This window comes from Nitrospirales bacterium (assembly GCA_031315865.1).
Lineage (GTDB): Bacteria > Nitrospirota > Nitrospiria > Nitrospirales > UBA8639 > JAGQKC01.
The window spans coordinates 1,329,429-1,345,089 of record JALDRJ010000002.1; the positions used below are offsets into that span (position 1 = coordinate 1,329,429).

13 protein-coding genes are annotated in these 15,661 nt (G+C 49.7%); 5 read left to right on the plus strand and 8 right to left on the minus strand.

Annotated features, from left to right (window positions below):
• Positions 1-178: 178 nt before the first annotated feature.
• The 3 genes from MRJ96_06180 to MRJ96_06190 form a co-directional block, all read right to left on the minus strand.
• Positions 179-1,579: a sigma 54-interacting transcriptional regulator gene (locus tag MRJ96_06180; GenBank protein MDR4501023.1), complete on the minus strand. Its 1,401-nt coding sequence runs from the start codon at positions 1,577-1,579 to the stop codon at positions 179-181.
• Between the two features lie 147 nt (positions 1,580-1,726).
• Positions 1,727-3,406, minus strand: a complete 1,680-nt coding sequence (locus tag MRJ96_06185) for a hypothetical protein (GenBank protein ID MDR4501024.1) — start codon at positions 3,404-3,406, stop codon at positions 1,727-1,729.
• A gap of 136 nt (positions 3,407-3,542) precedes the next feature.
• Entirely contained in the window at positions 3,543-3,956 is a 414-nt protein-coding gene (locus MRJ96_06190) for a cupredoxin domain-containing protein (protein MDR4501025.1), read from the minus strand.
• Between the two features lie 433 nt (positions 3,957-4,389).
• On the opposite strand from MRJ96_06190, the gene MRJ96_06195 reads away from it, so the two are divergent.
• From MRJ96_06195 to MRJ96_06205, 3 genes are all read left to right on the plus strand, one after another.
• On the plus strand, positions 4,390-4,563 hold the full coding sequence (locus MRJ96_06195; protein MDR4501026.1) for a hypothetical protein: 174 nt from the start codon (positions 4,390-4,392) through the stop codon (positions 4,561-4,563).
• Positions 4,564-5,429: 866 nt separating this feature from the next.
• Positions 5,430-5,774, plus strand: a complete 345-nt coding sequence (locus tag MRJ96_06200) for a hypothetical protein (protein ID MDR4501027.1) — start codon at positions 5,430-5,432, stop codon at positions 5,772-5,774.
• A gap of 80 nt (positions 5,775-5,854) precedes the next feature.
• The gene (locus MRJ96_06205; GenBank protein MDR4501028.1) at positions 5,855-6,037 is read left to right on the plus strand and encodes a hypothetical protein; all 183 of its coding nucleotides are present in this window, start codon (positions 5,855-5,857) and stop codon (positions 6,035-6,037) included.
• A gap of 41 nt (positions 6,038-6,078) precedes the next feature.
• Here the strand turns inward: MRJ96_06205 and uvrA are convergent, their stop codons facing one another.
• Positions 6,079-8,598 (minus strand): excinuclease ABC subunit UvrA, encoded by a 2,520-nt coding sequence (gene uvrA / locus MRJ96_06210; GenBank protein MDR4501029.1) that lies wholly within the window; start codon positions 8,596-8,598, stop codon positions 6,079-6,081.
• A gap of 209 nt (positions 8,599-8,807) precedes the next feature.
• Here uvrA and MRJ96_06215 point away from each other — a divergent pair, with 209 nt between their 5' ends.
• On the plus strand, positions 8,808-9,359 hold the full coding sequence (locus MRJ96_06215) for a hypothetical protein (protein ID MDR4501030.1): 552 nt from the start codon (positions 8,808-8,810) through the stop codon (positions 9,357-9,359).
• A gap of 152 nt (positions 9,360-9,511) precedes the next feature.
• Entirely contained in the window at positions 9,512-10,534 is a 1,023-nt protein-coding gene (ruvB, locus tag MRJ96_06220; GenBank protein MDR4501031.1) for a Holliday junction branch migration DNA helicase RuvB, read from the plus strand.
• 4 nt (positions 10,535-10,538) lie between these two features.
• On the opposite strand, the gene MRJ96_06225 is transcribed toward ruvB, so the two are convergent.
• From MRJ96_06225 to leuC, 4 genes are all read right to left on the minus strand, one after another.
• Entirely contained in the window at positions 10,539-11,075 is a 537-nt protein-coding gene (locus tag MRJ96_06225; GenBank protein MDR4501032.1) for a heme-binding protein, read from the minus strand.
• Positions 11,076-11,122: 47 nt separating this feature from the next.
• Complete coding sequence (locus tag MRJ96_06230) at positions 11,123-13,123, minus strand: cation:proton antiporter (protein MDR4501033.1); 2,001 nt, start codon at positions 13,121-13,123, stop codon at positions 11,123-11,125.
• 240 nt (positions 13,124-13,363) lie between these two features.
• Positions 13,364-13,984 (minus strand): 3-isopropylmalate dehydratase small subunit, encoded by a 621-nt coding sequence (gene leuD, locus MRJ96_06235; protein MDR4501034.1) that lies wholly within the window; start codon positions 13,982-13,984, stop codon positions 13,364-13,366.
• A 54-nt stretch (positions 13,985-14,038) separates the two neighbouring features.
• The gene (leuC, locus tag MRJ96_06240; GenBank protein ID MDR4501035.1) at positions 14,039-15,442 is read right to left on the minus strand and encodes a 3-isopropylmalate dehydratase large subunit; all 1,404 of its coding nucleotides are present in this window, start codon (positions 15,440-15,442) and stop codon (positions 14,039-14,041) included.
• Positions 15,443-15,661: the final 219 nt, after the last annotated feature.

Below are 15,661 nucleotides of genomic sequence, written 5' to 3' on the forward strand. Positions count from 1 at the left end.
AGAAGACCACAATATCACTTTACCAGAGCATTCCTATGTTAAAGCATGAACCATGCCAATATTTTCCATGTGATTCTATTTTAAAACATAATAGTATCAATTATTTATGTATAGGTGATGTATGAGAAATCAGGAAGGATTAATAGGAAATGTTAAGTGTTAACTTAACGTTTAACGATTACTGTAAAGGGAGAGGGAGGGTTAAGGCTTGAATTCCAAACTTCTGGAGTTTTTTCCAGAGCGTGACACGGCTCATTCCGAGTAGCCTGGCGGCTTCGAGTTTGCGGCCATGTGTTTCTCTTAAGGCGGAGAGGATACGATCCCGTTCTTCTTTATGGTCAGAAACGTCAGAAGGGTGAGATGATTGAGTGTTTGGTTTGGCATCCAGAGTGCGAATTTCCGGAGGCAGGTCCAGTAGGGTTAGACAGTCCCCTTCAACGGTTACAAAAGCATGTTCAATCGCATTGCGTAATTCCCTCACGTTGCCGGGCCAAGAGTATTTCACGAGATGGTGCATGGCATCCTGTGAGATTTCATCGACAGAGCGCTGGTACACCTTGGCGTATTCTTCGATGAAGTGTTTGACGAGTAATGGAATATCTTCTCTTCTCTCGCTTAAGGGAGGAATCGTGATTTCGAACACGCGAATGCGATAATAAAAATCCTCGCGTATTTCCCCGCTCGATAGCGCCGACTTTAATTTTTTATTCGTGGCCGTGATCAAACGGACATTCACTTTTACGACCCGTTCATCTCCGACCCGTCGGATTTCTCCTTCTTGCAAGACACGCAGAAGTTTGAGTTGAAGGACTGGGCTGGTATCACCGATTTCGTCCAAAAACAGCGTACCCCCATCTGCCGCTTGAAAAACTCCGACTTTGTCGCGGATAGCTCCCGTGAATGCGCCTTTGACATGTCCAAAGAGCTCGCTTTCCAGCAATGTTTCAGGGATGGCTGAACAATTAATGGCAAAGAATGGCTGATCTTTTCGACAGCTTAGAGCGTGAATCGCTCGAGCGGCCAATTCCTTTCCAGTTCCTGATTCTCCGGTGAGCAACACAGAGACGTCGCTCTGCGCCGCTAGACGAAGCCGGCGAAAGACTTCTTGCATGACCTGGCTTTTCCCGACAAGCTGTTGGAAGGCATCGCGGGACTTTGTCTGTTCCTCGAGCACAGCAATTTTTTCGTTGCTCAAGATAAATGAGGTGAGGTCGGTAAACGTGCCGATCGCGCCCATGACTTTCCCTTGCTCATCCCGAAGCACGGAGACATTTCCATACAGGTAGAGCTCTCGGCCGTTTTTGCCCAAGACTTTGCATTCTTGGTTACAAATTCCCCACGGATAGGGGGTGGGATTATCCAAAAATTCGGTAAGTTTGCTAAAGCCTTTACAGTTTTGCCCCTCGAGTAAATGGCAGGATTGTCCGACGACATCTTGGCTGGAATACCCGGTGATTCGTGCAGCCCCGGCACTCCATGCGACAATGTGACCGCTCGAGTCCACGGTGAATACTCCATCTGCCATGACATCGACCATATTGCTGAGAATGCCAGGATTCTTCCTGAAATCGAGTTCCATGACTTTCTTATCTCACTTTGGAATCTTTGGGGCCTGATCTAAGCAAAATTTCTGGTTTAGAGAGATGGTTCTCCAGAAAAAACGGCCCCGACTTGTGAAGAAGGGGCCGTTACGACAACGTCAAAATATTAATCCCAAGCACGGAATTTATTTGGCAGCGACTAAGGCTTGAAATGAGGGATCCGTGTTCACAAAACCTTTCAATGTATCGTTATTCAGCATATAAGCCCAAGCTTCCGGAGTGGCACCTGGCACCTGTTCAAACCAGCCTCGTGATTGTTTCAACAGCTCAAGCATGGCTTGTTTATCGAGTGGAACGCGAAATGCCAGACTGTAGGCCATGGCGTAGGTCGCGGTAAATTTATCGAGAGGATCTTCCATCATTCCAAGAGCGGTTTTTGCTTCTTCGTAGCCTTTAGGGAGGTCTGGATCATCTAGGTGCCGAGTCCATGCCACTTTGCCAATCCGTGACCATGCGAGCTCCAACAACAATCGAGCTCGCAGTTCATGTTGGTCTGATGGTACCTCTGAGAGTAATTCTTGTGGCGATGAAATGGCGGCCCTTTGATCATTGATCCATTGATAGGCAAGCCCCAAACGACGACGATTTTCAAAGTCTCCGGGCTGGAGAGAGGACAGCATTTCCATCACAGGGATCATTCTATATAAGTAATCGGCTGCTTGAGGCTCGGATTTCCCTCCCATTTCCATCGGAAGAGTTAAGTCCATTCGATCAGTTTGTGCCTGGACAGTCCAGTACAATTCGTTAAACCGTTGGGCCAATGGTTTCTGTTCAAGGTGCACACCATGGATTCGTTCCCCATATTTGAGAAGTCCAACGAACAAATGATCTGCAAAGACTTGTAGTGCATCTTGATATCGTGGGTCCACGAGTAAAATGCGATTGAGCAACATTAGGGACACATAATCATCAGAAGCTGATTTTGCTCGTTCAAGCCCTTCTTGTAATGAGCTGGTTGCATCACCAGGCCCCCACCACTCTGTTGAGTGTTGTACAAACCCCCCCGCCTCAATGACGAAGGGGATGGTTGTTCCGTGTGGTCCTTCAAGTGGGATATCTAAGACTGCGTGATCAACCGGAAATCCAAATTGTTTGAGGTCCGATAAGACTACCCATTTGACTTTGACCGATTTGACGATTCCTTGTGGTTTTTTATAGGGAACAGCCCAGTCCTTCGATCCAGACGCATTTGAAACTGGTGCAGTCATGGGATTCGGGTAGTTAATTTTCACCGTGACCAAGTTCGTCGGGGCGGCGACGACAGGGCCGTCTTCTTGAACCTTGAATGAGGCATGCGGTATGGGGCCTACACGTAATTTTTCAATGGTATAGGGATCCTCGGGTTGCAGGACAGCTATTTGCTTCATGACGAAAAATGATGGAGCTAACTGTCGACTTCCGGTTTCAGCAATGTAAAACCGTTGGAAATCGGCAAAGTCTACGAGTTGTCCTTTCCCTGGCCATACCGCATCGAGTGCTCGATCACGCTGTTGGATAGCGCGAGCATGGGCCTCATCTCGTCGCTTCGTACACCAATCATAAATCTGATCTGTGTCTGGTGGGAAACTGCCATCAGATAATTTTGACTCCTGTTTCATCCTCAAAAGACAAACAAAGTCTCCCTGCCCGGCAGCGACAGAATTTCCTGTTGAGACCGACTCGGCATATGCCTTTACCGTATCGAAGAGGACAGTTTCGTTAACGTGAGAATTGCCTGCCGCAATGGCGGGTTGAAGGTGAGCGATAAGGCTTCCCATCAAGAGGCCTACGATGACCATGGCATATCGGCTAGATTTTTGTAACACGGTGCTGTTAACTCTATTTGAATGAATTGAATTCAATGACTCTCTCATTACCCACGACTCCTTCCAGGATATAACACTAAAAAACGTTATAAACGCTCGCTTCTTACCTGCAAACCGCAAACCTTACCACACCATTCTATTCCCGCACCACTATGTCTCCACGCATGACGTGACCTGGTAAATCGCAAAAAAATGGGTACTTCCCCGGTTTTTTCGGCGTGAACAGGATTTCCGTTTGTCCGGTTGAAGGAAGGAGGACACGTACAAGACCTTCCTTGCCGAACTGAGGGGCGCCATTGCCACTGACGTTGTGAGCGGTCCCGGCAAAAAGTCCTATTGGAACAAATGCGTGGAGCTCGGCATCTTTATTTCTCAGAATGAACCGCGTTTTTTCTCCGACGTTCAGGGAAATCAAATCAGGGAGAAATTTTCGAGTCTTAACGTCTATGACAACTTCATGAATTCGTGTCTCCTCGAACCCAGATGCCAGGACCGGGGTTATTCCAGTCCAGACGAAAAGAAACACAGCAATTATTATTCGAATTGGCATGTGACTAGAGTGCCGTCGATACATGATATGATTTCAAAACTCATTGATTTTAAGTGAAATTTCAATTGTTGCTGTATTGATAATGATATGGAGCATGAAATGCTCTTAGTCTGTCGATATTTATTCAGTATACATCGTGCTCGTTACGTTGGGAAAGCAACCTGCTTCTTGAATATTCGATCGATTGAGAGGCTGTATACGAAGCCTTTGTTTGATTTACTTTTGAAGCCGGGAGGGGGATGTTACCCGCAGCGCTAAATGTTTTATTTATACAAGGGAGAGGTGCGAGCAGAGCTTAAACAAGGGGATGGTGGAAAAGGCCTTTTCCCGAAATGTCTCAAGAATCCAAGTAAGGAACCGATAAGCCTTAAATATGCGATGAAATTGACATTTTTTTCATACTATTCAACAATATACAGGAAAATGTCATAATATGCTCGGGTATTCCATTGAGTTGGTCATTGTGGGGATCATGCTATTTATTGGCATTGCTTTGTATGGGTGGTTGGACTATCGTCGCACCGTTCGTATCGGAAATTTTGGGTTGGCCATGGTTAAGAGCCGCCTTGACGAAGCTCGTCACTCAAAGAGCATTCACCCCCGTTGACTGTGATTCACAAAACCCAGAATCGTCTAGGCCATAGAGTCCTGTTGGTAGCGGGGCGAGCTATAGAATCCAGAGGGTTCTGATCTTCTAGGAGTTAATGAAACTTCCGAACGTAATTGGACAAGGTGTCCTTCGCAAATCGCATGGCTCACGCGAGGATCGGATTCCGATCCTCTGACTCCTAAGTAAGCGATCCTTCCTTCACTCGCACACCATGAACACATAATCTTCATCTAGAGACTCCTTCTCCGTCCATCACAAGCTTGGGATAGAAGCAAGATTCAGTCCACGCCAGGGTATTTTGAAAACTCCCGATGTTTTCATGCTTTATTCATGTTCGTCGAACCGTCGCGCAGAATAGTTCAAACACAAGTTGTACATATTGATACAGAGTGAATCGATTTCGATACGCTGAATGTATCCTCATGAACCGGGCGGTAGGGCTGCCACCACACTAGGCAGATAGCAAGCTTGTTAAAACTTTTAAATACGTTCCAGGAGCTAATGATTGCGTAGTTTGGCTGGAAGAAGAGAGGACGAATCCTTGATTGTATTCAGGAGAAGAGCCCAGTATACTTGGGGGTCATGAGTATTCGAAATCGAGCGGGTGAGTGGCAACCACTTACATTGGACATCACTCCAGAATTATGCGGGGTTTGTGGAGAAGGATTATCGCGAAACTTTACCCTGCTACGTGGTGGTTGGGAGAGGTGTAGCATTTGTGAACGATTCGTGCATCATAGTTGCTTGGTAAGTGGAAAAGTTTCGTTTTTAAAAAAACGGCCTCGAGTATGCCTTACATGCGAACCACAGGTTAGAGAACCTGAAGCTGTTCTTCATGACGCGCGTTCCACCGCCCTTAAGTCATGAAGTCTTCAGCACGGACGTTACCGCTGACGGTATCCCGCCAGGGTTATAGCTCTCTCTTGATTCGATTTGTCATAGCTCCGCTGCTGTGCCTGTTTAGTGGGTTTCATACCATGGATTTTATCGTTGGTGGCCTCTATTCCTGGCCGCAAATGAGCCGGGTGATGGCCTTGACGCTCGCCGTGGTTATTCTTTCCTATGAATTTGTTTATAAGGAAGCGGGGCGCTGGTCCACTGGTCACTCTGACGTTCAACATGGGTTGAAGGCTATTCTCTACTCATGTCTGCTTCCATACATTCTGGGTGTCGTGGTTCTCTTATCCCTTGTGATCAAATCTCAGTAACAACCTGACATCGGCTGTTTTCGTTTTTGTTTGCACATCAGGTCTTCATTGTCCAACTTTATCTTCGAAGGAGTAGGGGTATGAAAAATGTTGAAATGAAAGTGGACGGGAACATGTTGACGATTACGGTCGATCTTTCTCAGGAGTTCGGCCCTTCTTCTTCCGGGAAAACGACGATTATTGCGACGACGGAAGGCAATGTGACGATACCGGGACGGGAAGAAAAGATTGGATTGAATATTTATACCAAGAGAACTCCGTAGTTGAAGACTGGACGCCAGGAAATGTGATCGTACCCCAAGGGCTAAGCGGTCGCAGGATGCAGTTCGTCCATCAGGGCTTTTCCAGTCCAACTCTCAGGGGCCTTCATGATTTGAGATGGAGGGCCTTCTGCGACAATATGGCCTCCATGGTGGCCGCCTTCCGGACCGAGATCGATCACCCAATCCGCGTTTCGAATGACGTCCAGATTATGTTCGATGATGAGGACGGTATTGCCCGATTCGACCAATCGATCGAGGACTTCCAGGAGTTTTTGAATGTCCGCAAAATGTAATCCAGTCGTCGGTTCATCAAGAATATACAGGGTCCGCCCCGTTGCCCGTTTGGAGAGCTCCTTCGACAACTTCACGCGCTGAGCCTCTCCGCCTGAGAGTGTTGTGGCCGATTGACCGAGTTTAATGTAATGCAACCCGACATCGGCCAACGTTTGTAGCTTCCCTCGGATGGAGGGAAAAGCGTCGAAAAACTCCAGGGCTTCAGCGACCGTCATGTCCAGGATGTCGGCGATCGTGTTGCCCTTGTACAATATATCCAGCGTCTCTCGGTTGTACCGCTTGCCTTTGCAGGCTTCGCACGTAACATAGACGTCGGGTAAAAAGTGCATTTCGATCTTGATCAACCCATCTCCCTGACAGGCTTCACATCGTCCACCTTTGACGTTAAAGCTGTATCGCCCCGGTTTGTACCCACGGACCCTGGATTCTGGTAGATTCGCGAATAAATCGCGGATAAAACCAAACAGTCCGGTATACGTGGCGGGGTTTGAGCGTGGCGTCCTTCCGATCGGGGATTGATCGATATCGATGACTTTATCGAGCGCGTTGGCTCCGTTGAGTCGTGAACATCCATCCATTCGTGGTTTTTTTTGGTATAAAATCTGAGACAGACTGTGATAGAGGACTTCGACGACCAAGGTGCTTTTGCCGGAGCCCGAAACGCCTGTTACACATGTTAAAAGTCCTAGGGGGAAATTAACGGTGATGTTTTGTAAGTTGAATTTTTGGGCTCCTACGACCGTCAGCAGGCCTTTGGCAGAGCGATGACGGGGGGGAAGGCCAACACGCTGAGTCCCTCGCAAATATTGGCCGGTTAAGGACTGGGGATGTTTCATGATGACGTTTGGCGGGCCTTCGGCGATGAGATGCCCGCCTTCGATTCCGGCGCCGGGCCCCAGGTCTACGAGGTGATCGGCATTCAACATGGTGTCGGCATCGTGTTCGACAACGACGACGGTGTTTCCCATGTCTCGAAGTCGGAGCAATGTGTTCAGTAGTCGCTGGTTATCCCGTTGATGAAGGCCGATACTGGGTTCATCGAGGATGTACAACACCCCGACGAGTCCAGAACCGATTTGCGTAGCGAGACGAATCCGTTGCCCTTCTCCTCCCGAAAGCGTACCGGCTGACCGGTCAAGCGTCAGGTATTCCAGGCCGACATTTCTTAAAAAATCCAATCGTTCCCGAATTTCTTTGAGAATTCGTTGTCCAATGATGCGCTCGCGGTCGTTCAAAGACAGCGTGTTGACGAATGAAGCCGCGTCTTGAATCGAGAGTTTCGTCACGTCCGCGATGGAGTGTTCGGCAATCTTGATGGCTAAACTTTCTGGTTTGAGTCGGGCTCCATCGCAAGCTTCGCAAGGAGAATGTTGCGTGGCGTCATCATAGCTCGGGCAACCTTGCGGAAGATGCACTCCAATTCCATCGCAGGCAGGGCAAGCTCCCTGTGGGCTATTGAATGAAAAAATTCTTGGAGTGATTTCCGGATAACTGATGCCACAACGAATACAAGCGGAATGTTCACTGTATAGAGTCGGATGATTATCGTCCGTGAGCAGCCCCACCAACCCATCAGACAACTTGAGCGCGCCTTCAATGGACTCGGCTAATCGCCGGGAAAATGCCTGATCAGCCTTCATGATTACACGGTCAACGACGATTTCAATCGTATGTTTCTGCTGTTTTTTAAGCGTGAGATTTGAAGAAAGTTCTGTCATCTCTCCATCAATGCGTGCCCGAATGTAGCCGGCTCGACGGGCTTGTAGGAGCTCTTTTTTGTACTCGCCTTTTCTGCCTCGGACGATCGGCGCTAAAATTTGACATTTGGTGCCGACCGGTAAGGATTGCATAGACTCGACCATCTGTTGCACGGTTTGGGCGGTGATAGGGTCACCGCACTGATAGCAAAATGGACGACCTATGCGAGCAAAAAGGAGACGAAAGTAATCATAGATTTCAGTGACGGTTCCAACAGTGGAACGGGGGTTTCGGCTGGTGTTCTTCTGTTCAATGGAAATGGCGGGCGAGAGCCCCTCGATCGAGTCGACGTCCGGTTTTCCCATTTGCTCCAGGAATTGGCGAGCATAGGCTGACAACGACTCCACGTATCGACGCTGCCCTTCCGCATAAATCGTGTCGAATGCGAGCGAGGACTTTCCCGAGCCACTCAACCCGGTGATCACGACGAACTGATCACGTGGAATCTCGAGGTCCAGGTTTTTGAGGTTGTGCTCGCGTGCACCCTTGATCTGAATATTCTGGCTCATAGATGGGGTAGTCAGTATAGCATAAAAGAGAACATTGGCCCGGGAGGCAGCCATTTGACAGGAGAATATCCTTCATTGACCGAGCCTGGGGCGTTCGATACAATCGTGACAGTTTGTTGAGTTCATCGCCCGAATACGGGGCGTCCCCGCGTCACGATGTTTGAGGCTTCATTCGCATATTCTTTTATCTATTTCTCCGGGAGTGACTCATGAATCATGGAATTTGCCGGTACGTCAGAATTACCCTGATCATTGCATTGGTCCTTCAGAGCTCTCTGGCGGTTGCTGCGCGGTATGAGCTGACTCGCAATAGTATCCAAGACCCCAAAGTTCTCGATGCCGCTGATATTTCTCTCTACCAAGTGAAGTTGGGTGACCCTGAAGCGAAAGCTGTCGAATTGCTCATCGAAGAGAAAATTGCGGGGATTCGCGCTGAGCAAGAAGGAACGTTCATCCTGCTTTGGGATAAAAGCAAGCCCACGGGTGCGATGGCTGGTGTGCGCATTGTTGATGGGAAGGTTGACCTTATTTTTATGAATGACCGGTTCAGTCACAAAGTTCGCGGTATTTTCCGAACCGTTCTCACGGCGAAAACCGCTAAAGAAATTCGTGACTTACTGGGGAACGAAGACTTTCAGAACGAAACCTTAATGGGGGCCAAGCTCTTGTATGAAGAAAAAGGGTTTCTCGTCAACTTTCTCGATAGCAGCGTCAATGTGGAATTTTGTCTAGGCTGCTCTGATCTCTACAGTACATTCTGAAAAACACGCCCAACGACTCCTATACGGAATTGGTCTGACGGCTCTTTGACTTAGCGGTGACGGGGAGTCGTCATCCTTTCTCTATGCCCTAGAGTTCTTCGCATGACCGGCTGTAGGTACACAGATCGAGTGACCTTTCTCTAGAGCCAATCATGAATGACCGGCTCCTCTCAAATCTAGAACATACAGAAGAACAAAGTCTCGAGGGGGCATTGCGGCCGAAGCGCTTGGGCGAGTATATCGGCCAGCCACGCATGAAAGAGTCCCTGCGAATCTGTATCGAGGCGGCCACCCGGCGAGGAGAAGCCCTTGATCACGCTATATTTTATGGCCCGCCAGGATTGGGAAAGACCACCATCGCCCATGTTATCGCCAATGAAATGGGAGGAAATATCCGTTCCACTTCTGGCCTGGTTCTGGCGCATGCGGGAGACTTGGCGGCTATCTTGGCTAATCTTCAGCCTAACGATGTTCTCTTTATCGACGAAATTCACCGTCTTCCTCCAGCCGTCGAAGAAGCTTTGTACCCTGCCATGGAAGATTTTCAGATGGACCTGGTGATCGGCCAAGGGCCATCGATCCGAACGATGAAACTGGACCTTCCCCCGTTCACGCTCATCGGGGCGACGACCCGGGCTGGATCGCTGACTTCCCCTCTTCGTGACCGGTTTGGATTGGTGTACCGGCTTGACTTTTATTCGGCGGCGGAACTGCAACTCATCGTGACGCGAACAGCCGGGCTGCTTGACCTGGAGATTTATCCAGAAGCGGCGAATGAAGTGGCGCGGCGATCAAGGGGAACGCCTCGAATCGCGAATCGACTGATCAAACGGGCGCGGGATTTCGCCCAGGTGGAGGCGCAGGGAGTGCTTACTCGAGACGTTGCGGAAAAAGCCTTGGCTTGGCTCGGGGTTGATGCCGCAGGTTTCGATGATATGGACCGTCAAATTTTATTGACGATCATCGAAAAATTTAACGGAGGGCCTGTTGGAATCGACGCCCTTTCAGCTTCGGTTCAGGAAGAGAAGAGCACGATCGAGGATGTGTACGAACCATTCTTGATTCAATCCGGTTACCTTGCTCGAACCGCTCGGGGTCGGCAAGTCACAACACTGGCGAGAGAACATTTTGGGCGGTCTGCCGGCCTGTTTTCATCATCTGACGGAAAAGCATAATGGGTTATTTATGTTTCGAGATATCCTTCATATCGTGTTGCAGGGCGGTGAGTCCGGCCTTGGCGCAATTCTCATCTAAGTCAGCCCCTGGAGCTCCACCGACGCCTATGCCGCCCACCACGGTTTCCCCCAATCGTATCGGTAATCCACCGCCCAGGATCAGGATATTGTCGTTCATGTCACGGAGTGCTTGAAGTGACGGTATCTTCGTGATCAATGCTGCCAGTTCATTCGTGGATCGTCCGATGCTTGCCGATGTGTACGCCTTTTTAAAACTGCTGTCTTGGGTGTGGGGGCCAGCACCATCGCCCCTGATCAGCACCTTCAAGTTCCCACCTTGATCCACCACGGCGACGCTGACTCTGTAGCCCTTTGCTTCACACTCGACCAGGGCTGCAGCGGCAGCCTTTTGAGAGAGCGATAAAGGCAACGGAACATCAACGTGATCTTGGGGCCCTGCTATGAGCCAAGAGGGAGCCAGCAGGCTACCCACGAGCCAAGTCAACAAACCACAGATTGTGACCCTATTTTTGCCGTTCATCGTTTTCCTCCTCGTGCTAGATGATTGTATGTGAAGAAGTGAGTAGGTTAAAGGGATTTTTTATCAGAAATCAGCGCAATGGCATGATGAATCTGATCTCGAGAGCCGAGCAGGACCAGAATGTCACCAACTTCAAAGATTTCCTCACTCGATGGTTTGGAACGGGTGACTCCATCTCGGGTCAAGGCTACTACGACGGCCCCGGTCTTGCGTTGTATTCCCACAGTTGCGAACGTTTGCTCAATGATGGGTGAATCACCGTCGATCCTCCATGTCTCAACCTCGACATCGGCAAACACCCCTTTGCGGAAACGATGGGCCAAGGCTGGCAGTTCTTCTCGGCGTAACAGCGCATAACCTTCACGTCGAATTTCCTCAGCTTTTTGAAAGATCACAGGCTTGGGAATATTGTAACACTGAAGCACCAGCGTGAATATTTCAATGGACGTTTCAAATTCTTCTGGGACGACTTCATTCGCGCCTAAATCATGGAGTTCCGGCAATTCTTTAATGTATCGCGTGCGCACGACAATATGAAGGTTTGGGTTGAGTTCACGTGAGAGCTGGACGATTCGTCGAACAGCGAACGGGTCCGAGACCGCGATCACGATCGCTCGGGCATCTTCAATGCGCCCGTGTTTTAAGACTGTCGGATTGGTGGCATCCCCGTACTGAATGGGAATGCCTTTTTGGTTGGCTGTTTGAACGGTATCGGCGTCGATGTCCAGGACCAGGTACGGGATTTCTATATCGAGGAGTACGCGGGCAAGATTACGGCCATTGAGTCCATACCCGACGATGATGACATGATCCCGGATTTTCAAATGCGGCATGTGAGAAGTTTCAGTCGATCCTCGGTACCCAAACCAATGATGAATCCGTTGGAGGGCCTCCGCACGTTTGGCGAGTCTAGGGGCCCATTGAATGAGGAAGGGAGTAATGATCATGGACAGGACGCAGACCGAGAGAAAAATATTATAGGTTTGTGCTTCAAGAAGATGAGCCTGTTGTCCTTCTTGCGCAAGAATAAAGGCAAACTCTCCCACCTGCGCGAGCGCTACTCCCGTTAAAATCCCCGAGCGTAACGGGGCTCCTGCAGCAAGAGATGCTCCGGCCCCTGTCAAAAACTTTCCGATCAATACAAGCGTGATAAGAGTCAGGATGAGTGCAGGATGAGTCGCCAACACTCGTAGGTCGATCAACATGCCGATCGAGACGAAAAATAAGCTGTTGAAACTGTCCCGAAACGGAAGGACTTCCGCTAAGGCCTGATGGCTGTATTTGGATTCGGAAATCAGCAAGCCCGCAAGAAACGCTCCTAAGGCTAAAGAAAGACCGGTGAGCGAGGTGAGCCACGCGGTTCCCAGGCCCAGGACGATAATCGTAAGGAGGAAGAGTTCCCGGTTCTTGGTCCGTACGATATGCTCTAATAATGGTGGAGTCAGCAGGCGAGCGGCCACCACGATCGCCATGACGACGGCCGCAGACTTGGCCAGAATGAATCCGATAGAACCGATGTTCCCGCCCTCGACGTTTCCTAGCAGGGGAGTGATTAAAATCATGGGAACGACGGCAAGATCTTGAAACAGTAATACCCCGACCGTGGATCGACCATGGTGAGTGTCCATTTCTCCGCGCTCTCCCAGGGCTTTGAGGACAATGGCCGTACTGCTCAAGGAGAGGAGCATTCCCCAAAACACCGTTTCACGAACGGAAAGACCGATAATCATGCCGCCTATGGCCACACAGACCACGACGCCAAGAATTTGAAGCGGTCCACTGATGAGCAATATACGACGTGAGGCTTTGAGTTGAGCGAGTGAGAACTCAATGCCGATGGTAAAGAGGAGAAGGATGACTCCGATTTCTGCGAGAACTTCGATTTGCTCGTGGTCTGAGATTAAATTCAAGCCATATGGCCCCACGAGGGTTCCCGCGACCAAAAATCCGGCGATGGATGGCAGTCGGGCTTTTTGGAACAAAAACACGACACCAACCGAGACGGAGAAAATGATCAGGACATCTTGAAGTATCGAATGGTCTGGCATGTCCTAGCCACATGTCGCTCGCGATTCATCCCTCATGGAGTGCGAAGAGCGTGTTAAGACGACGGGATGGTACGATCGATACTGCATAAATAAGGTGACAAGACCCAGTGGTCGCCCCGGATCAGCGTTTTTTTACATGTATCGAATTTGTATCAAAAGAAACGGCCTGAGGAAAGCGGCGCTGACACAAAAGTCAAAGCGTATTGTGTTCTGTTCTCAGGAAGGGAGGAATGCTGAGTGTCATGCCAAGTCCTGAAAGAGCCAAGGCGATTCTTTGAGGCGGCGCACTTCGTAGGCCTGGATGGCCTCTTCTTTTTGTAAGGTGAGTCCGATCGCATCAAGCCCTTGGATGAGGCAATCTTTTCGAAAGGGGTCAATCGTGAATGAAAGGCGTTCGCCTTCAGGCAGGATGACGGCTTGTTGTTGAAGGTCAACGGTCAGCGAGTAGGGGCTATGCTCTTGTTCTCGTGTAAAGAGCATGTGAATTTCTTGGGGTTGTAAGACGACCGGCAAAATTCCGTTTTGAAAACAATTATTGTAAAAAATGTCCGCGAAACTGGGAGCGAGCAGACAGCGGAATCCGTAATCCAAGAGTGCCCATGGTGCATGTTCGCGTGAAGATCCGCATCCAAAGTTTTCGCCAGTTAATAGAATCGTGGCACTTTGGTACATGGGTTGATTGCTGAAAAACTCAGGGTCCGGCGTTCCGTCCGGCGTTTCTCGCCAATCTGCGAAGAGCCCTTCTTTTAAGCCGGTTCGATGAATGGTTTTCAAATATTGTTTCGGGATGATTTGGTCCGTGTCGACATTCACTCGATTGAGTGGAGCCACGACGCCCGAATGAGTAGTAAAAGGTTGCATGGGAATGTCCAGGTTAGCGGGTGATAAGGTTTCTTACCATTGTGCGGGAAAGGGTCAACTCCACTGCCGAATATCCGTAAAATGTCCTTCTATTGCCGCCACGGCTGCCATGGCTGGTGAGACAAGATGCGTTCGGGATCCCTTTCCTTGTCGACCTTCGAAGTTTCGATTGCTTGTCGAGGCGCACCGTTCACCGGGCTTGAGAACATCGGCATTCATCGCAAGACACATACTGCAACCAGCTTCACGCCATTCTGCACCCGCTTCAAGGAATATTCGATCAAGGCCTTCTTCTTCCGCCTGTTGTTTGACCAACCCCGAGCCTGGAACAACCATGGCGTGCACACCCTTGGCCACTCGTTTTCCGTTGAAGTATTTCGCGGCAATTCGAAGATCCTCGATTCGTGAATTGGTGCATGAACCGATGAACACACGGTTGATCGAGATCTCCTGAATTGGGGTGCCGGGTTTAAGATCCATGTAGGCCAGGGCTTTTTCCGTCGCATGTCGAGACTTTTCATCGGGCTGGTTCTGAGGGTCGGGAACTGTTTCATCGATACCGGCAACCATACCAGGGTTGGTTCCCCATGTGACTTGCGGCGCGATGCGTTCGCCTTCCATTTCGATAACCTGGTCATAGTGAGCTCCCGTATCAGTCGCCAGGGACTTCCAGTCTTCGATCGCCTGATCGAGCAGTTTCCCGTGGGGCGCCAGGGGCCTTCCTTGAATGTAGGAAATCGTCTTATCGTCCGGAGCCACAAGCCCGGCTCGTGCCCCGCCTTCGATGGACATATTGCACAGCGTCATGCGTCCTTCCATGGAGAATGACCGGATCACAGACCCTGTATATTCAATGACATGGCCAGTGCCGCCACCGATCCCAATCTTGCCAATGATGGCCAAGATCACGTCCTTGGGTGAACAGCAGTCTGCCAATGTTCCATTGACTCGAACTTCCATGGTCTTGGGTTTTTTTTGGACAAGGCATTGAGTCGCCAACACATGTTCGACTTCAGACGTCCCGATGCCGAACGCTAAAGCGCCGAATGCGCCATGTGTTGAAGTATGGGAATCACCACAAACAATCGTCATTCCAGGCAGGGTCAATCCTTGCTCGGGGCCGATAACATGAACGATGCCTTGTCGAATATCATTCATGTCAAACAGGGTGATGCCAAATTCGTGACAATTGTCCGTCAGGGTCTCAACTTGCCTGGCACTCATCGGGTCGACGATACCTAAGCGCCGGTCAGTGGTCGGAATATTATGATCCGGAACCGCTAGCGAGGCTGCGGGACGTCGAGGCTGACGGTTCGACATTCGTAGCCCTTCAAAGGCTTGAGGGGAAGTGACTTCATGGACGAGATGGCGATCAATATAGAGTAAGGTTGTTCCGTCGGCATCTTCATGAACTACATGCTGATCCCAAATTTTTTGAAATAGTGTTTTCGCAGGCATGGTTATTTCCTATTGTGCAACAGATTGCCCTCCTATGTACCCCAAACTCCTTATTCCTGGCAAGTCGATCGCCTCTACTCTCATCTCTAGACCGCATTCATTGTCAACCCATCAAGAGGGACCATTCAGAAGATGTGACTGACGTGCTACCCGAATCCAAGCAGGCTAAAAAATCAATCTTTGTGCTAACTTAAGAGATTTGGTATAGTTAAATTTACG